Below are 23,280 nucleotides of genomic sequence, written 5' to 3'. Positions count from 1 at the left end.
CTCCGAGAGGAGGGCGGTGCCGTACTCCCCGGCCACCGCGTGTTCGCGTGGACTTCTTCGGCGAGCTGTATCTGCGCAGCACGTTGCCGTTCCTCTCCGAAGCAGTCACGGCGCGAGAGGCGGACTATCTCGCGCGCGCGTTCACTGACGCACCGGGCTCCGGCTTCATCGCGGACCTGGGCTGTGGCCATGGGCGACATGCCTCGCGACTCAACGCCTCGGGGCCGCTGGCGCAGCGCATCATCGGCCTGGAGAACGACGCGCTCTCGCTGTCGATGCGGCGCCGTGGCTTCCCCGTCGTCCGAGGAGATCTCCGCGCGCTGCCGTTCCAGGACGGGACGCTGTCGGGAGCCTACGCCTGGTACTCCACGCTGTTCGCCTTCACGGACGACGAGCACGTGGGCATCCTCCGAGAGGTGGCTCGGGCGATGAAGCGAGGAGGGCGACTGGTGTTTCACACGGTGCCGCATGAGCGGCTCGCCGCGTCACCCCGCGCCGCCTTCCAACGGAGGCTCCCCGACGGCGCCGTGCTGGAAGAGGAGAGCCAGTTCGACGTGTCCACCGGACGCGACGTGGGGCGGCGGACGTTGACGCTGAAGGATGGCCGAGTCCTGTCTGCGTGCTACGCCATTCGTTACTATCCCCTTGCGGAACTTGCCGGGCTGTTGGAAAGCACCGGGTTTTCAATCGCCTGGGTACACGGCGGTCTCGACGGTGAGCCGCTGACGCAGTTGTCTGCCGACCTGATTGTTGGAGCGGTGCTTCGAGATGGCTGAGACCCCACATTCACGAGCGCGCGGTACCCTGCTAGGCCAGCTTCCGAAGCAGGTCGAAGTGTACGAAGTGGGGCCTCGCGATGGCTTGCAGAACGAGCTGCGCACGCTGCCCACGCGAGACAAGGCGCGGCTCATCGACGCGCTGGTGAGCGCGGGTGAGAAGCGCATCGAGGTCACCTCGTTCGTCTCGCCCAAGTGGATTCCCCAGCTGGCGGACGCGGAGGAGTTGCTGAAGCTGGTGGGGCGGCGCGAGGGTGTCGTGTTCTCCGCGCTGGTGCCCAACCTCAAGGGCCTGGAGCGCGCGAAGGACGCGGGCCTCGAGGAGGCCGCGGTCTTCATCTCCGCCTCCGAGGCCCACTCCAAGAAGAACATCAACAAGACCATCGCCGAGGCCATGGCGAGCGCGCGCGAAGTCACCGGCGCCGCGCTCCAGGCCGGGATGCGCGTGCGAGGCTACCTCTCCACGGTCTGGGGCTGCCCCTACGAGGGCCATGTCCCCGTGGAGCGCGTGGTGGACATCTGCCGCTACCTGGTGGACGCGGGCATCTACCAGCTCAGCCTGGGCGATACGATCGGCGTGGGGACGCCCCGGCAGACGGAGGAGATCCTCGGCGCGCTGCTCCAGCACATTCCCGTGGAGAAGCTCGCGCTGCACCTGCACGACACGCGCGGAACCGCGCTGGCCAACTCGCTCGTGGGCCTGGCGGCCGGCGTGACGACGTTCGACGCGAGCATCGGTGGACTCGGCGGCTGTCCCTATGCCCCTGGGGCCGCGGGCAACCTGGCCACGGAGGATGCCGTCTTCATGTTCCACGGCATGGGCGTGGACACGGGCATCAACCTGGATCGGCTCGTCGAAGCGGGCGAGATCGCCCAGGAGCTCATCGGCCGCAAGCTGGCGGGCAAGTACCTCCAGGCCGCGCTGGGTGAGCGGGAGAAGAAGGCCTCTCGGCGCGCGCAGACCTGAGCGGCGGGGCGCGCGCCCGCCTGCCTCCTCCATGAGCGAGCCTGATTGGCTGGGTTCGTGGAGGTGGGGTGGTGACTTCGTAAGTTTTCGACAGCGGTTCCCGTGATGCGACGCGGCTGGTAGCCTGGGGTAGAAACGACCCTGCATTCGCACCCGGGAAATGGCTTCATGACGCACACGGTCGACGCGGAGGCCCTCGCGCGACGCTCGCGGGACATCTTCGACGAGCATCAAAACGCCCTCAGCCGCCGGACGGACCGGATGTTCGCGGTGCTGATGGGGCTCCAGTGGCTGGGCGGGCTTGTCACCGCGCTGGTGCTGTCGCCTCGGACCTGGGAGGGGACCTCCAGCCAGGTGCATCCCCACGTCTGGGCCGCGGGAGTGCTCGGCTTCATCGTCGCGAGCCTCCCGGTGACGCTGAGCCTGCTGCGCCCCGGGAGCCCCTCCACCCGCTTCTCCATCGCCGTGGCCCAGGCGCTGACGTCCGCGCTGCTCATCCACCTCACGGATGGCCGCATCGAGACACACTTCCACGTCTTCGGTTCGCTGGCCTTCCTGGCCGTGTACCGGGACGTCCGGGTGCTGTTCATCTACGCCGGCGTCGTCGTGGTGGACCACGTGGCGCGCGGCCTCTTCTGGCCCGAGTCCATCTTCGGCACGAGCCTGGTGAGCATGCTGCGCCCGCTGGAGCATGCGGGGTGGGTGGTGTTCGAGCTCGTCTTCCTCATCCTCACCTGCCGCAGCGGCCTGCGGGACTTGAGGGACCTGGCGTCTCGTCAGGCGCGGCTGGAGCTGGTGCAGGGAGAGGTCCAGGCGCGAGTGGTGGAGCCGCTCGTGGACTCCACCCGCCACCTGACGGATGCGGTGCGCGCGCTGAGCGCGTCGACCGAGGAGCAGCGGCGCATGTTGTCGCGTCAGGCGCAGGCCCTGACGGAGACGCAGGTGACGGCGACGGAGATCCAGCGCACGTCCGAGGTGGCCGCGCGGCAGGCGGAGGTCATCCTCGAGTCCACGACGCAGGCGGGGGATGCGGGAGCCTCCGCGCAGGCGATGATCGGCAAGAGCATGCGAGGGCTGGAGGGCATCCGCGAGCAGGCCACCCTGCTGTCGAGTCAGCTCGAGGGACTGGGGGCTCGGGCCCGTCAGCTCACCGCCGTCGCCTCCACCGTGAAGGACCTGGCGGACCAGTCCAACATGGTGGCCATCAACGCCGCCATCGAGGCCGCGCGCTCGGGCGAGAAGGGGCGAGGCTTCGCGGTCGTCGCGACGGAGATGCGCCGCCTCGCGCGCCAGTCGCAGGAGGCCACGAAGGAGGTGCGCGTCATCCTCGATGACACGCTCAAGTCCATCAACACGGTGGTGGACCTGAGCCGCAGGGGCTCCGACCGGATGGCGCAGGACCTGGAAGTGGTGCGCGCGTCGGGAGAGAGCCTGCGGGGACTCTCGTCGATGATGGACAACAGCACCGACAGCGTTCGCCGCATCTCCGCCGCGGTGGGGCAGCAGGCCGCGGGTGTCTCCCAGCTCTTCGGGGCCGTGAATGACCTCTCCACGATGATGGCGGAGACCCTGGCGCGCCTGGACGCCGCGACGGCCGCCACCTGGGCCCTCCAGTCCGTGACGGACCGCGTGCAGGGCGTCATCCAGACCTACCAGCCAGAGAAGCCTCCCACCCCCTGAGTGCCGGGAGTGGGCTGGATTTCACTCTCCGTAATCATACGGAGAGTCCGGGTTCCCAGGGCCCTCACGCTGCTGGTCAGTGGTCGACGAGCATCGAGGCGAGCTGCTCCTGGAGGCCCAGGTGCTCGGCGGCGGACTCGAGCATCCGCCGCTCCTTGCGGTCGATGCGTCCGTCCACCAGGGCCATCTCGACGATGTTTCGCAGGAAGACCTCGGCCTCGGGGCTGCCTCGGGTCAGGAGCCGGTCGAAGAGCTGCGGCCCGGCGTTGAGGGCCATCTCGACCTGGGCCCACTCCACGTTCCAACGCTCCGCGCACAGCTTCAGCATCCGACGCTCGGCGCTGGTGACAGTCCCATCCGCGGCGGCGATGGCGGCCATCATGTAGAGCAGCCGCTGGCGCTCCTGGACATCCATCACCACGTCCGTGCCCGTGCGGGCTCGAGGCGCCTGGCCTTCATCATGGCGCGAAGGCCTGGCCGCCGCGGCCCGGGGCGGCATCGCGCGGAAGCTCGCGGCCTCGCGAGCGTTCCAGGCCTCGAAGGGGAGGGCGGACGCGAGCACCCAGTCCCGGTCCCCGTTCGCGAGCTGCGTGCCGCAGAACTCGCACGAGGTGGCGGCGCTGTTGGTGAGCGGCGCGTTGCACTGCGGGCAGCGGTCCGTGGACATGCCGTTGGCGGAGTTCGTCTGGGCGCCGTGCTTGCGGACCAGCGTGAAGACGAAGCGCTGCGGCACCGTGGGGAGCCGAGGCGGGCGCTCGCCGATGGGGCCCACCCCTGTCTGTGCGCTCCAGCGAATCTCCACGTGGGCCCGGTCCAGCCCCCGAGGGTCCAGCTCCAACGCACGCACGTCCACGGAGCCCACGGCGCACTCCAGGAACACGCGGCGACGGCCCTGGCGCCGCAGGCCCTCCAGCTCCGAGCCCAGCGTCCCGACCGCCTCCGGCGTGGCCACCTTGGAGAGCCCCGTCGTGTCGCCTCGGCTCTGGGCATCAATCCACTTCCAGAACAGCAGCGAGGCGCGGTCCTCGAGCACCTCCACGTTGAGCGCCGGGTCCGACTGGCGCGCCTGCAGCAGCCCATCCACGGGCCGGTGGTAGCGCGAGTGCTCCACGCCCTGCGTGATTTCGGAGAGCGTCCAGTCGTAGTTGCCCGAGTTGACCACCGCGTTGCAGAACTCGCACTGGTTCGCGGCTCCGCCCTGGAACGGGGCGCCACAGTTGGGGCACTTGCCCTGGAACAGGTCCGCGCCGATGCGCGTCTGCGCGCCGGGCTTGCGCACGAAGGTCCACACCTCCGTGAAGGACTCCATGGGCGCCTTGCGCGCGGCGTCGGTCGCCTGCGCATCGGTGAACTTCGCGGGCACGTCCGTGTCGCGCATGCGGGCGTGGACTCGGACCTGGATGCTGTCGAACCACTCGCTCTGCTCCAGGCCGATGAGCTGGAGGTCGAGGACCTCCACGTCGGTGATGGCGTCGCGCACGCCCTGCGCGTCGATGAGCCGGAGCTGCACGCCGAAGCGCTGCCACGTCGCGTCCGAGAGGAAGGGCCGCACCGGCGTCATGTCGCGCTGGAACCAGGCACGCTGCGTGTCGAGGAACAGCCGGCGCACCTTGCCGAGCACGGGCTCCAGCTCGAAGGCCGGGTCCCTCAGCTTGAGGGCGTTGACCCAGCCGGACACATCGCTCGAGGTGACCTGGGTGCGGCGCTCCGCCTCGTACTGGTCCAGCGCCTTGCGCGTGGTGGCATCCGGGTGGAGGTTGCGCCGGTACAGCCAGTAGACGACACCGCCGAGCACGAGCAGCGGAATCATCACCTTCGGGTACCGGAACACCATGCGGACCAGCTCGAAGAGGATCCACAGGGGCAGGCCATCTCCGCCGCCGCTGTCGCGGTTGTCGGAGGAGCTCTTGTAGTGCTCGCCGCCACCGGTTCTCGCGAGCGACTCCAGGGGGAGGAGGAGGGCGGCAGCCAGGGCCAGGGTGAAGGGCAGCCAGGAGGCCCAAGGGGCGAGCTGTCGGAGCACGGTGCGTGGCGAAGGCATGAGGGGATGCTAACCGTTTCCGCCTTGCCAGACCCGCCTTCCCACCGCACTCTGCCGCGTCCCAGGGCGACCCGCCGAGCGGGCCCTGGAAGGGGAGCGGATATGCCGGAATTCAAGGTCGACGCACGCGGAGCCATCGAGATCTGGACCATTGACGGCGAGGGCCGCCGCAATGCCATCAGCCGCGCGATGCTCCAGGAGCTGGGAGCACTCGTCGAGCGCGTGTCCTCGGGGCACCAGGTGCGCGCGGTGGTCATCACCGGTGCGGGCGACAAGGCCTTCTGCGCGGGCGCGGACCTCAAGGAGCGCGCCGGCATGTCGGAGTCCGAGGTCCGCGCGTTCCTGGACGGACTGCGCCGGACGTTCCGCGCCATCGAGAAGAGCGACTGTGTCTTCATCGCCGCCGTCAACGGCGCGGCCTTCGGTGGTGGCACGGAGCTGGCGCTCGCGTGTGACCTGCGCGTGGCGGCGCCCGCGGCCGAGCTGGGCCTGACGGAGGTGAAGCTGGGCATCATCCCCGGAGGCGGCGGCACGCAGCGCCTGACGCGGCTGGTGGGGCCGGGCCGCGCCAAGGACCTCATCCTCACGGCGCGCCGCCTCAACGCGGCCGAGGCCTTCGCCATGGGACTGGTCAACCGGCTCGCGCCCGAGGGGCACCTGCTGGAGGTGGCGCACACCCTGGCCGAGTCCGTGGTGGAGAACGCCCCCATCGCGGTGGCCACCGCCAAGCACGCCATCGACGAGGGCACGGGCCTGGAGCTGGATGACGCCCTCGCGCTGGAGCTGCGCAAGTACGAGGAGATCCTCAAGACGGAGGACCGGCTCGAGGGCCTTCGCGCGTTCGCGGAGAAGCGCCCCCCCGTCTACAAGGGGCGCTGAAGACACGAAGGGCGGCGGCCTGGATCTCCGGCCCCCGCCCTCGATGTCCTGACGGAGCTCCCGCGGCCCCTCGCTTTGCCCTCACGCGCGGAGAGCGAGCGACGTTCCGCGCGAGCTCCCCGCTGCCTCAGGCGCTGGCGCTCTTCTCCGGCGCCAGGCCGATGTTCTGCTTGTTCATGTAGCCCATGGCCTTGTCCTTGACGGTGGTGCGGAAGTCATCGCCCGTCTTCGGCGTGAGCAGGAGCGCGACGACGCCGCCCGCCACCGCGCCCAGGAGGAACAGGCCCAGCCCGCCCACGCCGGCGCGGCCCGGCTTGTAGGTCGTCAGCCCCACGTGGCGCAGCGCATCATCCGGGTCGAATTCGTCCCACCGCTCCCGGGCCACGCGCGGAAGCTCGTTGAGGAGCTTGTGAGCCATCCACTTCCGGTACAGCTCGCTCTTGGCCAATCCCTTCGCCGTCCACATCGCCTTTTTCTTCGCGAACATGCATCCCTCCAGAGCCGGTGCTGCCCGGGGACGCGCCGCGTCGCGGAGCGTCTCCCTCGAGGGTTGAAGGTAGGCAGGTGAGCCCGTGCCGGCATCCCCCGGACCCAGGGGTTCGCTCAGCGCGTCATGGCCTGGCTGACAGGGTGCGTCGTGCCCTTGGTGAGAGAGCAGCCAGTTGGGAGCCTTTCTGCTATGTCGCCCGGGCCATGTCCCAAGACTCGAAGCTGCTGGAGAAGATCGCCCAGGTGGAGAAGGGTGGCGCGCAGAAGTACCACGCGAAGAACCAGGAGGCCGGCAAGCTGTTCGCGCGCGAGCGCATCCGCTTGCTCGTCGACGAGGGTTCCTTCGTCGAGGACGCGAAGCTCGCCAACAACCTGGACCCGGAGCTGCCCTCGGATGGCGTCGTCATCGGCCTGGGCAAGGTGGCGGGCCGCACGGTGGCCATCATGGCCAACGACTCCACGGTGAAGGCCGGGAGCTGGGGTGCCCGCACGGTGGAGAAGATCCTCCGCATCCAGGAGACCGCCCGCTCGCTGCGCTGCCCGTTGCTCTACCTGGTGGACTCCGCGGGGGCCCGCATCACGGACCAGGTGGAGATGTTCCCCGGCCGCCGAGGCGCCGGACGCATCTTCTACAACGAGGTGCACATGTCCGGGGACGTGCCCCAGGTGTGCTTGCTCTTCGGACCCTCGGCGGCGGGTGGCGCGTACATCCCGGCCTTCTGCGACCTGGTCATCATGGTGGACGGCAATGCCTCCATGTACCTGGGCAGCCCGCGCATGGCGGAGATGGTCATCGGCGAGAAGGTGACGCTGGAGGAGATGGGCGGCGCGAAGATGCACTGCTCCATCTCCGGCTGTGGCGACGTGCTGGTGAAGACGGAGCAGGAGGCCATCGCCGCGGCGAAGAAGTACCTGGCCTTCTTCCCGGAGAACTGCAGCCAGCTGCCTCCCCGCGATGAGCCCAAGGCGCCCAAGGCCAGCGGGAAGAAGGTGGAGGAGATCGTCCCCGTCGACCAGAACAAGCCCTTCGACATGCATGCGCTCATCACCGAGCTCATCGACGAGGGGAGCTGGTTCGAGGTGAAGAAGCTCTTCGCCCAGGAGCTCATCACGGGCCTGGCCCGCATCGACGGACGCCCGGTGGGCATCGTCGCCAACCAGCCCAAGTACAAGGGCGGCGTGCTCTTCGTGGACAGCGCCGACAAGGCCGCGCGCTTCATCTGGCTCTGCGACGCCTTCAACATCCCGCTGCTCTATCTGGCCGACGTGCCGGGCTTCATGATCGGCACCAAGGTGGAGCGCGCGGGCATCATCCGCTCCGGCGCGAAGATGATCTCCGCCGTGTCCGAGGCCAGCGTGCCGCGCATCTGCGTCGTCGTGCGCAAGGCCTACGGCGCGGGCCTCTACGCCATGAGCGGCCCGGGCTTCGCCCCGGAGGCCACCCTGGCGCTGCCCGGCGCGATGATCGCCGTCATGGGCCCGGAGGCGGCCGTCAACGCCGTCTACTACAACAAGATCCAGGAGCTGCCCGAGGCCGACCGCCCCGCCTATGTCCAGAAGCTGCGGGACGAGTACAAGGCGGACGTGGACATCTACAAGCTGGCCAGCGAGCTGGTCATCGATGACATCGTCCCGGGAGACCGGCTGAGGCACGAGCTGACCCAGCGCTATGGCCTGTACGTCGAGCGCCAGCAGCCCCGTGCCGAGAAGAAGCACGGCGTCTATCCCGTTTGAGTAGGTATTCTTGACCTGTCCGGAAGGCGCTCTGCCTTCCGGAACCCTTTGCTATAGATCCACCGACCATGGACTTCGAACTTCCCGAGAGTCATCGCGCCCTCCAGTCCTCCCTCCGAGACTTCTGCGAACGCCAGGTGAAGCCGTACGCCGGCCAGTGGGACAAGGAGGAGAAGTTCCCCATGGAAGTCGTGCGCGAGCTGGGACAGCTCGGCGTCATGGGCATCCTCGTCGGGGAGAAGTACGGCGGGGCGGCCATGGACTCGCTCGCCGTGGCGGTGGCCGTGGAGGAGATCGCCCGGTACGACGGCTCGCTGGCGCTGACGGTGGCCAGCCACAACGGCCTGGGCACCAGCCACCTGCGCGTCTTCGGCAACGCCGCGCAGCACGAGAAGTTCCTGCCCAAGCTGGCCACGGGTGAGTACCTGGGCGCGTGGGGCCTGACGGAGCCCGGGTCCGGCTCGGACGCGTCGGGGATGAAGACGACGGCGGTGCGCCAGGGCAACGACTGGGTGCTCAACGGCACCAAGATGTTCATCACCCAGGGCACCGTGGGCGACGTCTTCGTGGTGCTCGCGGTGACGGCTCCTGAGAAGCGGCAGAAGGGCATCACCGCCTTCCTGCTGGAGAAGGGGATGCCCGGGTTCAGCCAGCGCGCCATCCACGGAAAGCTGGGCATGCGCTCGTCGGACACGGCGGAGCTCATCCTGGAGAACGTGGTCGTCCCGGACTCCAGCCGCGTGGGCGAGGTGAACCATGGCTTCATCGACACGATGAAGATCCTCGACCGCGGCCGCATCACCATCGGCGCGCTGGCGGTGGGCCTGGCCCGGGGCGCGCTGGAGGAGTCGGCGCGGTACTCGAAGGAGCGCACCGCGTTCGGCCAGCCCATTGGCGAGTTCCAGGCGCTGCGCTGGATGATGGCGGACATGAAGACGGAGACGGACGCGGCGCGGCTGCTGGTCCACCGCGCGGCACGGCTGGCCGACGCGGGTCAGCCGTACTCCCGGGAGGCCGCGATGGCGAAGCTGTTCGCCTCCGAGGCCGCCATGCGCGCCAGCTCCAAGGCCGTGCAGATCCACGGCGGCTATGGCTACACCCGTGAATTCCCCGTCGAGCGCTACCTGCGCGACGCCAAATTGTGTGAAATTGGCGAGGGAACGAGCGAAATCCAACGCACCATCATCGCGAGAGAGACCTTCAAAGGGGCTTGATGGACACGGCACGGCTGGAAGCACTCGGGCTTCAGGTACGTGAGGATGCGGCCGGCATCGAGGCGGTGCTGGACCTGGAGTCGTCGCCTCTCGTCAATCCCGTGACCAAGGCCTTCATCGCCGAGGTGACCTTCCAGGTGATGGGGGACCGGCTCATCCCCATCTCCCCGGCGGCGGTGGTGGGGCTCGCGCCCATCCTCGTGGGGGCGCTCAGCGACGTCGCGGATATCGAAGCGCTGCTGTCGGACGCCTTCAACGAGCACATCTTCCACGTGCAGCGCCGCTCCGCGGAGCTCCAGGTGCTGGGGCTCCCGCCTCGGGTGGACCCGGAGACGCTGGAGCTGTCCACCGAGGTCCTCGAAGGGGACCTGGCCGTGCTGCTCGCCGCGGACCGGCTGGGCAACTTCCGCATCGCGCGGGCGCAGCGGGACCAGTCGGACGTGGCCGGTGGTGCGGGGCACACGCTGGAGCTGTCGGAGTTCCGGGAGCGGGCGGCCCTCACGGGCTACCTGGCCGCGCTCCTGGGAGAGCCCGCCAGCCGGCCTCAGCCACCTCCCGGTGCGGGGCTGGTGCGTTTCTCCGACATCGTGGAGAAGTTCGGGGCGGAGTCGTTGGTTCCACCCCGCAGCAGCTTGGAGTTGTTGGCGCAGTTGCAGGTGGAGGGTCGGCCGTACCGCTTCGCCGCCGCGAGGGTGGCGGGACGCACCTTCCGGGGACTGTTGGCGGGTGCCCAGGGCAAGGTGTGGGCGGGCCGATTCGAGTTGGATGAATTTCCGGGCATTGTCCGGATGGTGGCGGCGTTGCTGAAGGTCCGTCCCGAAGCCGTGAGGCTCGTGGGCCCTGACGCGCCTCAGGAGTGAGAGACGTCCGTGGAGAAGCTGAGTGTGGCGGAGCGGGTGGAGACCCTGGAGAAGCGTCTGGGGCTGGTGTTCTCGCGCAGGGAAGTCGCGCTGGAGGCCCTCACCCACAAGACCTACGTCAATGAGTCGCGGGACAAGGACCTCAAGGACAACCAGCGCCTGGAGTTCCTGGGGGACTCGGTGGTGAACCTCGCCGTGAGCCACCGGCTGATGGACCGCTTCCCTGGCGTGTCGGAGGGCGACCTCACGAAGATGCGCGCCCGGGTGGTCAACGAGGACGGGCTGGCGCGGGTGGCTCGGAGCATCCCCCTGGGGGACTTGCTGCTCCTGGGCCGGGGCGAGCTGCAGTCGGGCGGGCGCGAGAAGAACTCCGTGCTGGCGGACGCCCTCGAGGCCGTCTTCGCCGCCGTCTACCTGTGCTCGGGCCTGGAGACGGCGGCCGCGCTCGTGGACCGCTGCTTCGCGGAGCTCCTGGAAGAGGTCTCCAGTGGCCAGGGTCGCCTGGACTACAAGACGCTCCTCCAGGAGATGGCCCACGAGAAGCTGAAGCTGTCGCCCCGCTACCGGGTGGTGTCCGAGGCGGGGCCGGAGCACTCCAAGGTCTTCGAGGTGGAGCTCACCCTGGGGGATGCGCCCCTGGCCCGAGCCTCTGGCCGTAGCAAGAAGGAAGCGGAGCAGAGTGCCGCGCAGGCGACGCTGGAGCGCCTCAAGCGAGAGGCCGCCGCGACGCCCGAGGCAGGGGGGGAGGCCCCGGCGGCGCCCACCCCGGAAGTGCCACCGGGTGACACCTCGGCGTGAAACCCCTTGGAGGGGAGAGGGGTGGGGAATAAGGTGCCGCGCCCATGCGCCCCTCCACCTCCCTCCGACTGACGTTCGCGTTGGTGGCCTGCCTGCTGGCGGGCTCCGCCGTCGCGAAGCAGCCCGTGATGGCTCGGGGTGGCAAGTGGAGCCGGCAGGTGGAGTCCGGCAAGGACATCTACGCCGTCCTCAAGACGAGCCAGGGGGACATCATCGTCCGGCTCTTCTCGAAGGATGCCCCCAAGACGGTGGCGAACTTCGTGGGGCTGGCGTCGGGCGAGAAGGAGTGGACGGACCCGAAGTCGGGGGCCAAGTCTCGCAAGCCGCTCTACGACGGCACGGTGTTCCACCGCGTCATCCCGGGCTTCATGATTCAGGGCGGGGACCCGACGGGTATGGGCAGTGGTGACCCGGGCTACCGCTTCGAGGATGAGTTCCAGAGCGGGAGGACCTTCGACAAGCCGGGCCTGCTGGCCATGGCGAACCGGGGGCCGGGGACCAACGGCAGCCAGTTCTTCATCACCACGGGCACGCCGGACCACCTGACGAACCGGCACACCATCTTCGGCGAGGTCGTGATGGGCTACGAGGTGGTGGAGAAGATTGGCGGCGTGGCCCGGGACAACCGGGACCGGCCGCAGACCCCCGTCGTGCTGATGCGGGTCATGCTGAGGGAAAAGGCCCCCGCGGGAGTGGTGATTCCCCAGGGACCGGCGGCGGATGCGCCTGTGAAGCCGGTGATGGTGCCGAAAGAGAAGGGCGAAGCAGAAGGACAAAGACGGATGACCAGGTGACCCGCTCGACGACCTAGCCGTAGGTTGCCCGCCTACCACCACCTCCGGCACATGCTGGGGCGGTGGTCTGTGATAGGGCGCTGTTGGAAGTTCCCCTCGAGGGGCTCCCGGAAATGCTCGGGACTCCCAGACCACCTTCGAAGCAATGGCCTCTCCCAAGAACCACCGCAGCGGCTTCGCCGCGCTCATCGGACGCCCCAATGTGGGCAAGAGCACCCTGCTCAACGCGCTCACCGGTGAGAAGATCGCCATCGTCTCTGGCAAGCCACAGACGACCCGCAACCGCATCCTCGGCGTGGTGACCCGCCCCGAGGGGCAGGTCGCTTTCATCGACACTCCCGGCATCCACCAGGCCAAGGGAGAGCTCAACCGCTACATGGTGGAGAAGGCGCTCCAGGCCGCCGAGGAGGTGGACCTGGTCCTCTTCCTCATCGAGCCGCCCGCGGGTGAGAAGCCCGAGGTGAGCCCCGGCAACCGCACCATCCTCGAGCGGCTCCAGAAGCTGGGCAAGCCCACCTTCCTGGTCATCAACAAGATCGACTCGCTGCCCAAGGCGGCGCTGCTGCCGCTCATCGACCTGTACCGCCAGGAGTTCCCCTTCGCGGAGGTGGTCCCCATCTCCGCGCGGGAGAAGGACGGCGTGGAGCGCCTGTTCCACACGGTGCTGGGCCACTTGCCGGAAGGCGAGCGCGTCTTCGACGAGGACATGCTCACGGACCAGCAGGAGCGCACGCTGGTGGGCGAGTACATCCGCGAGCAGGTGCTGCGTCACTGCCGGCAGGAGATTCCGTACTCGACGGCCGTCCTGGTGGACATCTTCGACGAGTCCGAGCGGGAGCCCCGCCCCGGGACGCCGCCCGGGCAGTTGGGGGGCCTCATCCGCATCGCCGCTTCCATCTACGTGGAGCGCGACAGCCAGAAGGCCATCATCATTGGCAAGCAGGGGCAGATGCTGAAGACGATTGGCACGGACGCGCGCAAGTCCGTGCAGCGCCTCTTGGGCGCGCACGTCTACCTGGACCTGCGCGTCCGCGTGGAGCCGCGTTGGAGCGAGCGCCCCGAGAGCCTCAAGAAGCTGGGATACGACTGAGATGAAGCCGCTGGTCGCGATTGTGGGACGCCCCAACGTGGGCAAGAGCACGCTGTTCAACCGTCTCATCGGCCGGCGCCTCGCGTTGGTGGAGGACATGCCGGGCGTGACGAGAGACCGCCACTACGCCGACGCGGAGTGGGGAGGGCGCTCGTTCACCTTCATCGACACGGGCGGCTTCGTCCCGGGCGAGAAGGACTCCTTGCTCAAGCAGGTGCGGGAGCAGGCGCAGCTCGCCGTGGAGGAGTGTGACGTCATCGTCTTCGTCACCGACGGCCGCGAGGGCGTGACGGCCGCGGACGAGTCGGTGGCCAGCTACCTGCGCAAGAGCGGCAAGCCGGTGATTGTCGCGGCCAACAAGCTGGACAACACCACGGGCACGATGCAGGCCCTGGCCGCGGACTTCTACAAGCTGGGCCTGGGCGAGGTGCATCCCATGTCCGCCGAGCACAACCTGGGAGTCAACGGGCTGTTCGACGAGGTCGTGGAGAAGCTGCCGCCCAAGGAGGAAGGCGAGGGCGACGCGGCGCCTCCGGACGACGGCATCATCCGCGTGGCCATCATCGGCCGTCCCAACGTGGGCAAGAGCACGCTGGTCAACGCGATCCTCAAGGAGAAGCGCGTGGTGGCCAGCGACGTGCCGGGGACGACGCGAGACCCGATCGACTCGCCGCTGACCTACAAGGGTCGCAAGCTCCTCCTCACGGACACCGCGGGCATCCGGCGCAAGAAGACGATTGCGCAGCAGGTGGAGAAGTACTCGGTGGTGGCGGCGCTCAAGGTGATGGAGCGCAGCGACGTGGCCGTGCTGTTGATGGACGCCACGGAGCCGGCGGTGGACCAGGACGCGAAGCTGGCGGGACTGGCCGAGGAGCGGGGCCGCGCGCTGGTCATCGTGGTGAACAAGTGGGACCTGGTGGACAACGACGCACGCCGCCAGGATGCGTACCGCGAGTCCCTCAAGCACGCGCTGAAGTTCGTGGGCTACGCGCCCATCCTCTTCACGTCCGCGCTGACCGGGTCCAAGGTGGAGAAGGTGGTCGACGTGGCGGTGGAGTTGGCGCAGCAGTTCCGGTTCCGGGCGCCCACGCCGCAGCTCAACCGGCTGCTGGAGCACATGGTGGACAACAACCCGGCGCCCATCGTGAAGAGCAAGCCCTTGCGGCTGTACTACATCGCCCAGGTGGCCGCGGCGCCGCCGACGTTCACGGTGACGTGCAACCAACCCGAGGGCGTCCCGGACATGTACAAGCGGTACATCACCAATCAGCTCCGCAAGACGTTCGACCTGCGAGTCCCCATCCGGATTCTCTTCCGGGGGCGGCCCGGGCAGGCGAAGCGCGCGGCTCGCAAGAAGCCGCACCTTCAAGGGAAGCACTGAAGCGTCCGTGCGTTGACACTCGCGGCGCGCGATCCGTACAGTGCGCCGCTCTCCCGCTCTCCGACAGGGTAGAGCATCGAAGCGCAGAGAGAGGTTGACCGACGTGGCTGGAACCAAGACCGAGAAGATTCGCCAGCAGGAACTTCGTCAGCCGGACACCTTCCAGAAGGTTGGCGCCGACGCGCGCGACTGGCTCATCCAGCGCCAGAAGCTCATCGGCGTTGGCGTGGCCGTCATCATCGTGGGCGGCATCGGCGTGGCCATCGCCAGCGAGGTATCCAAGCGTGGTGAGGTGAAGGCCTCCCAGGCGCTGGGCCAGGCGCTCGCCATCCTGGATCGCGCGGTGGAGGGCGTTCAGCCCGCGCAGCCCGGTGACACGGATGCCCCCTTCAAGAACCTGAAGGAGCGCGATGAGGCGCTGGTGACGGCGCTGACGGACTTCCGCAAGGAGCACGCGGGCACCCGCTCCGCGACCACCGCGGGCCTGTCGCTGGGCGAGGCCCAGTTCCGACTGGGCAAGTTCGCGGACGCGCAGTCCACGTTCACCGGCTTCCTGAAGGATGCCGCGGCGAACGACCCGCTCCGCGCGGGCGCGCTGGAGGGCCAGGGCTACGCCTTCGAGGCGGAGAAGAAGTTCGACGAGGCCATCAAGTCCTTCGATCAGATGGCCACGGCCGGCGGCGGCGAGTTCCTGGTGGGCATGGGCGCGTACCACAAGGGCCGGATGCTCATCGCCCAGGACAAGAAGGAAGAGGCTGCCTCGGTCCTGCAGAAGGTGTCGACGGACCACCCGAACACGGCGGCGGCGCGGCTGTCCAGCGAGCGGCTGGCGGTGCTGGCCTCGCAGGGTGTGAAGATTCCGACTCCGGTGCAGGCCGCGCCGGACGCTGGCACGGACGCGGGGTAGCAGCACGCTATGAGGAAGCAGCTCGTGGGCTGGAGGCATTGGCTGGGGAGCGCCGTGGCGGTCGGTCTCCTGAGCGGTTGCAGTTCCCTGCCGCGCTACGGCAATCCGGAGCTGCCTCGCACGGAGCTGGCACCGCCGCTGGACTACTTCTCGGTGAACTGGTGGGCGCCGCTCGTGGCTCCCACCCTCCTGGAGTATGCCCCTCGCGAGGTCGCCACTCCGGCGTTCGACGCGCGCAGCAAGACGGTCATCGCCGCCACGCGGGATGGTGTCATCCGCGGCGTGGGTCCGGACGGTCAGGTCAAGTGGTCGAAGACCACGACCACCCGCTTCGCGGCGGGTGCCACGGTGCACGAGGGCGTGGCCTTCGTCCCCGGGGGTGACGGCATCCTGTACGCGCTGGACGCGGCGACGGGCGAGCAGAAGTGGCAGTACGCGGCGGGTGAGTCGCTGGCCACGGTGCCGGTGGTGTCCGAGGGGCTGGTGTTGGTGGCCTCGGAGAGCGACACCCTGTTCGCGGTGAAGGCCGCGGACGGCGTCTGGGCCTGGCAGTACCGGAGGGATCCTCCGTCGGGCTTCACGGTGCGCGGTGCGTCGGCGCCGCTGGTGCGCAACGGGAATGTCTACGTCGGCTTCTCCGACGGCTACATCGTGTCCCTCAGCATGAAGGACGGCTCGGCCAACTGGGAGAAGTCGCTCTCGGGGGCCGGCAACGAGTTCCTGGATGTGGACACCACGCCCGCGATGGACGAGCACGGGCAGCTCTACGTGGCGTCCTACAAGAACGGCATCTACGCGCTCAGCGGGGACACGGGCGACGTGGTCTGGACGAACGCCGTCAGCGGCATGACGTCGCTGCTGGCGCGCGGGCAGATGCTCTTCGTCGTGGGTGATGGCCGGGTGGATGCCTATCTGGCCGAGGACGGAAGGCTCCTCTGGTCGCACCGCCTGGGCGAAAGGGCGGGTTTCACCCCCGTGTTCGCCAAGGGAATGCTGCTCGTGCCCAACCAGCGCTCGCTGCTGTTCCTGGACCCGAAGACGGGCCAGTCGCGCGTGGCGTGGAACCCGGGCGCGGGTGTCTCGGCGGCGCCCTTCGTGGCGGGCTCGCAGCTGTTCGTGCTCTCCAACAACGGCTGCCTGTACTCGCTGGACTTCAACGGGCTGAAGGGGTGACGGCGGTGGCGACCCGGACGGTCCGCGTGGTGGCGGCGCTGATTCCAGGTCCCCACGACGGCCAGCGCTTCCTGGTGCAGCAGCGGCTTCCGGGTGGAAGCCGCGCGCTCCTGTGGGAGTTCCCTGGTGGCAAGGTGGAGGCCGGCGAGACGGACGAGGCCGCGCTTGCCCGGGAGTGCCGCGAGGAGCTGGACGTGGAGCTCTCCGTGGGACGGCGGCTGTGGGAGAACCGCCACACGTACCCGGACCTGACCGTGGAGCTGGTGCTCTATGGCGCTCGGCTGGTGTCGGGGGAGCCCAAGCCGCTGGGCGCCCATGCGCTGGCGTTCAAGACGCCGGCCGAGATGCAGTCACTGCCGTTCTGCGAGGCGGACATCCCGCTGCTGGACGACCTGGTGGCGGGAAGGCTGGGCGCGCTCGATTGATGCTGCGGCGGACGTTCCAGCACATCCCCGGCGTGGGACCCTGGCGCGAGAAGGACCTCTGGGCGCGGGGCTTCAAGACGTGGGACGACTTCCCCGCGGCGGGTGAAGGCATCGCCATCACCCGGAAGACGGATGACATCGCTCGGGAGCGGCTTGCGCTGGGACGGGACGCGCTGGAGCGCCGGGACTTGCGGCGGCTCGCGGAGCTGATTCCCCCACGTGAGCACTGGCGGCTGTACCCGGAGTTCCATCAGGACGCCGTCTACTTCGACATCGAGACGGACGGCCGCGAGGCGCAGGCGCCCACGGTGGTGAGCCTGTTCGATGCCTCCGGGCTGCACGTGTTCATCCAAGGGCGGAACATGGATGCACTGCCAGAGGCCCTGGCGGCTCGCCGGCTGTGGGTGACCTTCAACGGCTCCACGTTCGATGTGCCCGTGCTGCGGAACTACTTCGGTGCCGGACGCTTCCCGGTGCCGGACGCGCATATTGATTTGCGCTTCGTCACGCGGCGGCTGGGCATGGGCGGGGGTCTGAAGGAGATTGAAGGCAAGATTGGCGCGGAGCGCCCGCCGCACATGAAGGGCGTCAACGGCTTCGACGCGGTGCTGCTGTGGCGCGCGTACACGCGGCGCGGTGACGTGGAGGCGCTGCGATTCCTGGTGGAGTACAACCTGTATGACTCGTTCCAGCTCCGCACGCTGATGGACGTGTCCTACAACCGGGGCGCGGACGACTTGAACCAGGACGTGCCGCGGCTGCCCGTGTTCGAGCGCGGAGACGTGCTGTACGACGTGAGCCGCATCCTCCTGGAGTTGAGCCCCACCGAGCGGGACCTGCAGACGCTCGCGCGTGTTCGCGCCGAAGAGCAGCTTCCCTGACTCGAGGTGAGGCCGGGCCGGGCAGGGTGATGCAGCGACGCTCTGTCCTGTAGTGGACCCCGCCTGTCGTGGATGGGGGTGCCCGGAATGAGGCCCGGGGGCATTTGTACAAAGTGACGTCTCCCCGAGAGGAATACACACATGAGCGACCCGACTCCGACGGACCCGACGCCGAACCTCGAGGAGGCTCCCAAGAGCGGCTCGACGGGAAAGCTCGTCGCGATGGGCCTGGTGGTCGCGGCGGCGGCTGGAGGGGCTGCGTACCTGGGCTTGCGGAGCGGGCCCGAGATGCCTCCCGCGGTCGTAGAGGCTCCGAAGGCCGAGGATGCAGGTGCTCCCGTGGCGCCCGCCGCGCCCGAGGAGTCCTTGCCGGAGAGCGATGGCCGGGTCCGGGAGCTGGCGAGCCGGATGTCCGAGGCCGAGGAGCTCTCGAAGTGGCTTCAGGAGAAGGACCTGGTCCGCCGTGTGACGGCGGCCGTGAACAACGTCGCGGCCGGAGACAGTCCGCGGATGGTGCTCGGGTTCCTGCGGCCGGCCGAGGCCTTCCAGGTGGTCGAGGCGCAGGACAAGACGCTGACCATCGACCCGAAGAGCCATGCCCGGTACGACCTGGTGGCGCGGGTGGTCGATACGTTCGACGCGCAGGTCGCTGGCAGCATGTACCGCGATCTCAAGCCGCTCATCGACCAGGCGCATCGGGAGATCGCGCCCCCTGGGCAGGCATTCGATTCGACCTTCAGCCGCGCCATCCATCACTTGCTGGCGGTCCCGGTGCCGGAGGGCGCATTGGAGGTCCGGCCCCACGGAGGCTTCTACGTCTACGTGTCGCCGGAGCTCGAGGGCCTGAGCGCCGCACAGAAGCATCTGCTGCGCATGGGGCCGCAGAACATCCGGCTCATCCAGGCGAAGCTGCGTGAGCTCCAGCAGGCGCTCGGACTGCCGCCGGTGGCGGAGCGCGAATAGCCGCGCGTCCGGAGGCGCTACTTGCGCTTTTTCTTCTTCGAGGCGGGCGCTGGGGGCGCGGGCTTTTCCTTTTCGCCCGCGATCTGGAACGTGGCCCGGAGCTCGTCGACGTCGCGGCCCATGGTGTCCGTGAAGGACGTGCCAGTCTGGGCGTCGACGACCAGGGTGTACTGGAAACCGGTCTTGAGCGGCTGGGGCAGCTTGATGACGTAGACGAGGCCGGAGTCGGATTCCTCGGCGGTGTCATCGGAGACCATGGCGCGTTCGGCCTCGTCGAAGAGCCGGACGCGGTAGTTGCGAAGGCCCTGGGACGTCCGGAGCTCCAGCGTCGAGGTCTGCTCGATGAGGGGCTTTTCGCCAGGCTCCAGCGAGACTTCGGCGAAGCCGGCTTCGGTCGCCAGGTAGCTCAGCGTGAACCGGGTGGGCGGTGGCGTCTTGGGCGCCTCGGGGGCTTGGGCGGTGCCGGAGTCGGGGGCCGATTCCGGAGTCTTGTTCGGGCAACCCGTCAGGAGCAGCGCGCCGCAGATGAATGCCGAAGCCAGGCCGGTTCGAAGCAGATGCATGTGCCAGCTACCGTACGCGCCCAGGTGTCATGCGTGAAGCACGGACTCGGCGACGGCGGGCGAGCACGCAGGCCCCAGGTGAGCCCAGCAGGCCCAGGGAACCGGGGGCCTGGAGACCCTGAAATGAGCCCGCGAAGCCCCACCCCCCACAGAGTGCCATTAGGTCCGATAACGGTTGCCTTATGGAAACTCTCTGGATAACAATTCCCGGGCAGCTCGACAGTCACGACACACCTGCCGTCCGTCGTAACGGACGCCAATCCGCGCCTGTGACAAGGCGAGCTAACAGCTTCCGGTTCCGGGGCCTCAATAGACGGGCCCACGCTGCGACGCGGAACCGTCAGAATGCCGTTGGAGCTGCGAACTCCAAACGTGCCTAGGGCCCGGGCGGGGATGTCACTCCCCACCGGGCCCGCCCTTTTCAGGGGCGGGTAGTTTGCAAAGGTACGTCTCCTGAATGGGGAAATTCAAGGGGAGCTTGGGGAGTCGAGCTTACTCCGCTCGGCGATGCAAGTACGACTCGTGTGGCGACCGGGCTTGGCGTCACTGCACAGTCTGTCAGCGTCCGGTGTGTCGGTCTCACCGTCTCGGCAGTGGACACACGTGGAGATGCTTGGCCTGTCCTGCCGAACTGCTCACGGAGATGCTGCGCGCGGCACACGAGGCGGAGCGCGAGGCGCGGCGCATTGACGCACTCCACGTCATGGTGACGTTGTCCTGTCTCCGCTGCGACGTGCCATTTGTGCGCGAGGGTCGGAGCATTATCCAGCGACCAGCTTGCCGCTGTCCGGCGTAGTTGGGCTCAGCGGTCCACGCTAGTAGGCACACGCCCGGTGCGGAGCAGTGGCGAGTAGCAGCGCCCCTCATGCTCGTACGTCGTTGCTGGGCACGGTGGTGTTGCCGCAGCCATCAGCCAGCACGCGGAGTGTCGCTCGACGAATCGCGACGGACAGGGCGGCGGCGCCCACTCCGGGTCCGGCCTGGCAGGGATTGTGAGCGCGAGCTGCGCGCCGCTGCGCTGACGATGCGCATCCACGAGCGCGGATGCGTCGTCCACGGGCGCGGTCGCACTCGACGACCGTCCGGGCTGCGACGTGGGGAGCACTGCACTGACGACTAGCACCAGGGCCCCAGCGACGAGAGCGACAGCAATCGCGCGAGCTGACGCCGCACGCGCGCGTGGAGCTGGAGGGCGCAGGAGCGGAGCAGGGGAGAAGGGGCAAGCCATGCGCGGACAGTCGTACCACGCGTATCCCCATCCAACCCACCAGGAGAGGCCCCAACGCGAGGACTTACATTTGCCGGGACACCTGATTGAGCATGCATTGCATGATTTGCAGGCTATCTGCGACGGCGCTCGCCGCATCCTTGGCGGCTGCATGTGGCTCCGCGACGGTGGGCACGGTGGGCCCACAAGCGTCGGCCAAATGGGTTGGCCCTGCCGTGCCCACCCCTGACGGCGGCCAGGTGACGACGAGCATCTATTACGGGCCCTGGAGCTGCTCGGCAGCGTGGTGGCGTCGTTGCGAGGCGCGATGCGCAGGCGAGGGACACGCGCTCAAGGGGTGCATCTGGCTTGCGGACATCAAGGGCGACTGGCGTGGCCGGTTTCTCTTTGCGCCCGCGGAGGCTGGGGGGCGCCTCGCCATCACGCACTGTTGCTGTGACTACCCGACGGTCTCTGACGTGTCAGCCCTGCGACGCCTCTGGGAAAACGCGCGGCGCGGCTACCGCAACGCATGGGCCGAGGAGTTCGGCGCGTGGCCGCGCTCAGGCGGCGACAACTGGCCTGGCCACCACATCCACGACCTGTTGCACGGAGGGCATCCGACGGCGCGAAACAACGTGCTGCCCATGCCGCGCGAGGTGCACGAGGTCGCCAACCAGGCCTATCCCCAGTGCTATTCGGGCGACTCCCGATGGAGCACCATCGGAGTGGACAGACCGTATGCCGACTAGCCCCCTGCAAGAGCTGCTCGACGAGGTCATCGCGAGTCACTTCCCCAACGCGCCTGCGACGCCCGAGCAAATCGCAGCGTTTGAGGCGCGCGCAGGTTGGCGACTGGATGACGAGCTTCGCGCGTTCTACCTGCGCTGCGATGGGGCAACCCTCTTCGACCCTCGCCCCGACGAAAAGTTCCGCATCCTCTCCCTCGACGAAATTCAGCCGGCCCGCGTGGCGAAGCACCGGCCTGACGACGAATCAGGCGGCGCCGCATCCTGGTGGACGCTCGTCTACCTCCAGGACTCTGATTACAACCTCCTCGACGTAGCGCGCCCCGCGCCGTACCCCATCCTCGACGCCTTCCACGAGTCGTATCCGCTGGATGTCGTCGAGATTGCCCCGTCGTTTGGCGAGTGGCTGGAGCGCACGTTGCGGAGCAACAACCAACTCTGGTGGCTGCAAAAAGACTAGGGCCGCAGCACACGCCGCGGCCCCAGGTGCTAGTGCAACGCTGTAGTCACTGAGGTGGCAGGGCCCGAGGGAAGTAGGGCCGCCACCAGGTCCGCCAGCGGGAAGCTCGAGGAGCGAGCAACGCTGTTACTGCTGCGTGTCGGCCGGCCCCACGTCCTGGACGGTGGAGCGTGCTCCCGGCGCAGGCACGAAGAGAGGCACGAGGCCCCCGCCCCTGGGGGTGAGGCCGACGCGGCGCTCCCGCGGGCCCTCGTCAGCCGGCTGGGGGCGGGGGATGACCTGGCCGTCCGGGCCGCGCAGGTACGCGGGGATTCCCGCGGCCTCGCACATCTGCGCGGCCTGATTGGCGCCGACCTGGAGCGCCCCCTCTTGCCCGAAGGTGGCGTAGCCACCCGCGAGGGCGCAGACGGCGGTGACCACGACGAAGAGAATCTTGCCGATGCCAGTCATGAGGACTCCGTGCGCGGGAAAGGGGAGCACGCTCGCGCCGCGCCGCGAGAGTGCAGACACACGACTCCCGACGCGGCCGAAGCCGTGGGGGAAGGTTGCAAGGAGGTGAAGAGGCTCAGCCCCTCACTGGAGCGCGGGACTCAAGTCTTGCTCCGTCTGCGAGCGAGCAGCGCCGCCACCTGGTGGGTGTAGCGCTCGCGGTCCAACAGGCCGTTGGTGCCGCCGTTGATTCGCTTGGTGATTGCGAGGATGTCCGCGGAGGTGGTGCCTCTGTCCGCGAGAGGAGCGAGGTCGCCGTTGCCCTCGCGGAAGTACCAGCCCGCGGCCCTGAAGCCGACGCGGGGGTCCGCGGCCAGCTCCGGGACGTTGACGAGGTCCACGCCCAAGGCCTTGCCGGCGCGGGTGTAGTTGGCGAGGCCCGTCAACTGAGTGGGCCCGCGGCCGATGTACGAGGCGGCCTTGGCCGCGTCGCCGCCGTTGCCAAGGTGGGGATTGGAGGCGTAGCGCTGCACGTCGGGGCCAATCTCCACCATGGTGGTCAACTGCCAGGACTCGTGGAGCCACTGGCCCAATGCGTGGGCGATGCGGTTGGGCGTGTTGATGGACCACTCGTGCAGCGCGGCGTTGAGGAGAGGCAGGTACTTGCGGCGCGTCTGCGCATCGAGGCGAGGCGTCAGCTCGGCCAGCTCCGCGAGGGAGAGGAGGTCGGGCTTACGCCTCGCCACGGCGAGGGCGGTGGCACCGACAGCCGCGACGCCGAGGGCGAGAGCAATGGGGAGTTTGGCAGTCACGGCGTAGC

Annotated in this window: 23 protein-coding genes; 18 read left to right on the top strand and 5 right to left on the bottom strand. The window is 68.6% G+C overall.

Features of this window, described 5'->3' with window-relative positions; all coding sequences use genetic code 11:
- The first annotated feature begins 47 nt into the window (after positions 1-47).
- The 3 genes from MYSTI_RS20740 to MYSTI_RS20730 all read left to right on the top strand — a co-directional run bounded on the left by MYSTI_RS20740 (position 48) and on the right by MYSTI_RS20730 (position 3,423).
- A complete protein-coding gene (locus tag MYSTI_RS20740; protein ID WP_015349745.1) occupies positions 48-776 on the top strand; it encodes a class I SAM-dependent methyltransferase in 729 nt (242 codons plus the stop codon).
- Positions 769-1,743, top strand: coding sequence for a hydroxymethylglutaryl-CoA lyase (locus MYSTI_RS20735; RefSeq protein ID WP_015349744.1), 975 nt, complete (start codon positions 769-771; stop codon positions 1,741-1,743). The genes MYSTI_RS20740 and MYSTI_RS20735 overlap by 8 nt, the downstream gene beginning before the upstream one ends.
- A 168-nt stretch (positions 1,744-1,911) precedes the next feature.
- The gene (locus MYSTI_RS20730; RefSeq protein ID WP_015349743.1) at positions 1,912-3,423 is read left to right on the top strand and encodes a methyl-accepting chemotaxis protein; all 1,512 of its coding nucleotides are present in this window, start codon (positions 1,912-1,914) and stop codon (positions 3,421-3,423) included.
- A 76-nt stretch (positions 3,424-3,499) separates the two neighbouring features.
- Here MYSTI_RS20730 and MYSTI_RS20725 read toward each other — a convergent pair whose 3' ends face one another.
- Positions 3,500-5,464: a TIM44-like domain-containing protein gene (locus tag MYSTI_RS20725; RefSeq protein WP_015349742.1), complete on the bottom strand. Its 1,965-nt coding sequence runs from the start codon at positions 5,462-5,464 to the stop codon at positions 3,500-3,502.
- Positions 5,465-5,566: 102 nt separating this feature from the next.
- Between MYSTI_RS20725 and MYSTI_RS20720 the strand changes: the two genes are divergently transcribed.
- Positions 5,567-6,343, top strand: a complete 777-nt coding sequence (locus MYSTI_RS20720) for an enoyl-CoA hydratase-related protein (protein ID WP_015349741.1) — start codon at positions 5,567-5,569, stop codon at positions 6,341-6,343.
- Between the two features lie 127 nt (positions 6,344-6,470).
- Here the strand turns inward: MYSTI_RS20720 and MYSTI_RS20715 are convergent, their stop codons facing one another.
- Positions 6,471-6,830 (bottom strand): YtxH domain-containing protein, encoded by a 360-nt coding sequence (locus tag MYSTI_RS20715; protein ID WP_015349740.1) that lies wholly within the window; start codon positions 6,828-6,830, stop codon positions 6,471-6,473.
- Positions 6,831-7,036: 206 nt separating this feature from the next.
- On the opposite strand from MYSTI_RS20715, the gene MYSTI_RS20710 reads away from it, so the two are divergent.
- The 12 genes from MYSTI_RS20710 (at position 7,037) to MYSTI_RS20655 (ending at position 19,052) form a co-directional block, all read left to right on the top strand.
- The gene (locus MYSTI_RS20710; protein WP_015349739.1) at positions 7,037-8,566 is read left to right on the top strand and encodes an acyl-CoA carboxylase subunit beta; all 1,530 of its coding nucleotides are present in this window, start codon (positions 7,037-7,039) and stop codon (positions 8,564-8,566) included.
- A 68-nt stretch (positions 8,567-8,634) separates the two neighbouring features.
- A complete protein-coding gene (locus tag MYSTI_RS20705; RefSeq protein WP_015349738.1) occupies positions 8,635-9,780 on the top strand; it encodes an acyl-CoA dehydrogenase family protein in 1,146 nt (381 codons plus the stop codon).
- Complete coding sequence (locus MYSTI_RS20700; protein WP_015349737.1) at positions 9,780-10,640, top strand: hypothetical protein; 861 nt, start codon at positions 9,780-9,782, stop codon at positions 10,638-10,640. Before MYSTI_RS20705 ends, MYSTI_RS20700 begins: the two co-directional genes overlap by 1 nt.
- Before the next feature lie 9 nt (positions 10,641-10,649).
- Positions 10,650-11,438, top strand: coding sequence for a ribonuclease III (rnc, locus tag MYSTI_RS20695; RefSeq protein ID WP_044281040.1), 789 nt, complete (start codon positions 10,650-10,652; stop codon positions 11,436-11,438).
- A gap of 44 nt (positions 11,439-11,482) precedes the next feature.
- The gene (locus MYSTI_RS20690) at positions 11,483-12,232 is read left to right on the top strand and encodes a peptidylprolyl isomerase (protein WP_015349735.1); all 750 of its coding nucleotides are present in this window, start codon (positions 11,483-11,485) and stop codon (positions 12,230-12,232) included.
- Positions 12,233-12,377: 145 nt separating this feature from the next.
- Positions 12,378-13,322: a GTPase Era gene (gene era / locus MYSTI_RS20685; RefSeq protein WP_015349734.1), complete on the top strand. Its 945-nt coding sequence runs from the start codon at positions 12,378-12,380 to the stop codon at positions 13,320-13,322.
- A 1-nt stretch (position 13,323) separates the two neighbouring features.
- On the top strand, positions 13,324-14,703 hold the full coding sequence (gene der / locus MYSTI_RS20680; protein WP_015349733.1) for a ribosome biogenesis GTPase Der: 1,380 nt from the start codon (positions 13,324-13,326) through the stop codon (positions 14,701-14,703).
- Positions 14,704-14,806: 103 nt separating this feature from the next.
- Positions 14,807-15,610 (top strand): tetratricopeptide repeat protein, encoded by an 804-nt coding sequence (locus MYSTI_RS20675; RefSeq protein WP_015349732.1) that lies wholly within the window; start codon positions 14,807-14,809, stop codon positions 15,608-15,610.
- 9 nt (positions 15,611-15,619) lie between these two features.
- Positions 15,620-16,783, top strand: coding sequence for a BamB-related PQQ repeat family beta-propellar protein (locus MYSTI_RS20670; protein ID WP_015349731.1), 1,164 nt, complete (start codon positions 15,620-15,622; stop codon positions 16,781-16,783).
- On the top strand, positions 16,780-17,208 hold the full coding sequence (locus MYSTI_RS20665) for a (deoxy)nucleoside triphosphate pyrophosphohydrolase (protein ID WP_044281038.1): 429 nt from the start codon (positions 16,780-16,782) through the stop codon (positions 17,206-17,208). Before MYSTI_RS20670 ends, MYSTI_RS20665 begins: the two co-directional genes overlap by 4 nt.
- Complete coding sequence (locus MYSTI_RS20660) at positions 17,208-18,089, top strand: ribonuclease H-like domain-containing protein (RefSeq protein WP_015349729.1); 882 nt, start codon at positions 17,208-17,210, stop codon at positions 18,087-18,089. The genes MYSTI_RS20665 and MYSTI_RS20660 overlap by 1 nt, the downstream gene beginning before the upstream one ends.
- 141 nt (positions 18,090-18,230) lie before the next feature.
- Entirely contained in the window at positions 18,231-19,052 is an 822-nt protein-coding gene (locus MYSTI_RS20655; RefSeq protein ID WP_015349728.1) for a DUF3014 domain-containing protein, read from the top strand.
- A gap of 17 nt (positions 19,053-19,069) precedes the next feature.
- Here the strand turns inward: MYSTI_RS20655 and MYSTI_RS20650 are convergent, their stop codons facing one another.
- Positions 19,070-19,615 carry a hypothetical protein gene (locus MYSTI_RS20650; RefSeq protein ID WP_015349727.1) on the bottom strand — a complete coding sequence of 182 codons (546 nt, stop codon included), beginning with the start codon at positions 19,613-19,615 and terminating at the stop codon, positions 19,070-19,072.
- Between the two features lie 1,686 nt (positions 19,616-21,301).
- On the opposite strand from MYSTI_RS20650, the gene MYSTI_RS44710 reads away from it, so the two are divergent.
- Positions 21,302-21,574: a hypothetical protein gene (locus tag MYSTI_RS44710; RefSeq protein ID WP_233277908.1), complete on the top strand. Its 273-nt coding sequence runs from the start codon at positions 21,302-21,304 to the stop codon at positions 21,572-21,574.
- Positions 21,564-22,031, top strand: coding sequence for an SMI1/KNR4 family protein (locus MYSTI_RS20640; protein WP_015349725.1), 468 nt, complete (start codon positions 21,564-21,566; stop codon positions 22,029-22,031). Before MYSTI_RS44710 ends, MYSTI_RS20640 begins: the two co-directional genes overlap by 11 nt.
- A gap of 126 nt (positions 22,032-22,157) precedes the next feature.
- Here MYSTI_RS20640 and MYSTI_RS20635 read toward each other — a convergent pair whose 3' ends face one another.
- Entirely contained in the window at positions 22,158-22,481 is a 324-nt protein-coding gene (locus tag MYSTI_RS20635; RefSeq protein ID WP_015349724.1) for a hypothetical protein, read from the bottom strand.
- 140 nt (positions 22,482-22,621) lie between these two features.
- Entirely contained in the window at positions 22,622-23,272 is a 651-nt protein-coding gene (locus MYSTI_RS20630; RefSeq protein ID WP_015349723.1) for a glycoside hydrolase family 19 protein, read from the bottom strand.
- Positions 23,273-23,280: the final 8 nt, after the last annotated feature.

Origin of the sequence: Myxococcus stipitatus DSM 14675 (genome assembly GCF_000331735.1) — a bacterium.
In the GTDB taxonomy this organism is placed as follows: domain Bacteria; phylum Myxococcota; class Myxococcia; order Myxococcales; family Myxococcaceae; genus Myxococcus; species Myxococcus stipitatus.
This window is presented reverse-complemented; position numbering and strand designations above follow the sequence as displayed.

What these genes read in the sequence shown, in the direction of transcription:
- MYSTI_RS20735 (WP_015349744.1), top strand. Translation starts at nt 769, where the DNA reads ATGGCTGAGACCCCACATTCACGAGCGCGCGGTACCCTGCTAGGCCAG.
- MYSTI_RS20730 (WP_015349743.1), top strand. Translation starts at nt 1,912, where the DNA reads ATGACGCACACGGTCGACGCGGAGGCCCTCGCGCGACGCTCGCGGGAC.
- MYSTI_RS20725 (WP_015349742.1), bottom strand. Translation starts at nt 5,464, where the DNA reads ATGCCTTCGCCACGCACCGTGCTCCGACAGCTCGCCCCTTGGGCCTCC.
- MYSTI_RS20720 (WP_015349741.1), top strand. Translation starts at nt 5,567, where the DNA reads ATGCCGGAATTCAAGGTCGACGCACGCGGAGCCATCGAGATCTGGACC.
- MYSTI_RS20715 (WP_015349740.1), bottom strand. Translation starts at nt 6,830, where the DNA reads ATGTTCGCGAAGAAAAAGGCGATGTGGACGGCGAAGGGATTGGCCAAG.
- MYSTI_RS20710 (WP_015349739.1), top strand. Translation starts at nt 7,037, where the DNA reads ATGTCCCAAGACTCGAAGCTGCTGGAGAAGATCGCCCAGGTGGAGAAG.
- MYSTI_RS20705 (WP_015349738.1), top strand. Translation starts at nt 8,635, where the DNA reads ATGGACTTCGAACTTCCCGAGAGTCATCGCGCCCTCCAGTCCTCCCTC.
- MYSTI_RS20700 (WP_015349737.1), top strand. Translation starts at nt 9,780, where the DNA reads ATGGACACGGCACGGCTGGAAGCACTCGGGCTTCAGGTACGTGAGGAT.
- MYSTI_RS20690 (WP_015349735.1), top strand. Translation starts at nt 11,483, where the DNA reads ATGCGCCCCTCCACCTCCCTCCGACTGACGTTCGCGTTGGTGGCCTGC.
- era (WP_015349734.1), top strand. Translation starts at nt 12,378, where the DNA reads ATGGCCTCTCCCAAGAACCACCGCAGCGGCTTCGCCGCGCTCATCGGA.
- der (WP_015349733.1), top strand. Translation starts at nt 13,324, where the DNA reads ATGAAGCCGCTGGTCGCGATTGTGGGACGCCCCAACGTGGGCAAGAGC.
- MYSTI_RS20670 (WP_015349731.1), top strand. Translation starts at nt 15,620, where the DNA reads ATGAGGAAGCAGCTCGTGGGCTGGAGGCATTGGCTGGGGAGCGCCGTG.
- MYSTI_RS20660 (WP_015349729.1), top strand. Translation starts at nt 17,208, where the DNA reads ATGCTGCGGCGGACGTTCCAGCACATCCCCGGCGTGGGACCCTGGCGC.
- MYSTI_RS20655 (WP_015349728.1), top strand. Translation starts at nt 18,231, where the DNA reads ATGAGCGACCCGACTCCGACGGACCCGACGCCGAACCTCGAGGAGGCT.
- MYSTI_RS20650 (WP_015349727.1), bottom strand. Translation starts at nt 19,615, where the DNA reads ATGCATCTGCTTCGAACCGGCCTGGCTTCGGCATTCATCTGCGGCGCG.
- MYSTI_RS20640 (WP_015349725.1), top strand. Translation starts at nt 21,564, where the DNA reads ATGCCGACTAGCCCCCTGCAAGAGCTGCTCGACGAGGTCATCGCGAGT.
- MYSTI_RS20635 (WP_015349724.1), bottom strand. Translation starts at nt 22,481, where the DNA reads ATGACTGGCATCGGCAAGATTCTCTTCGTCGTGGTCACCGCCGTCTGC.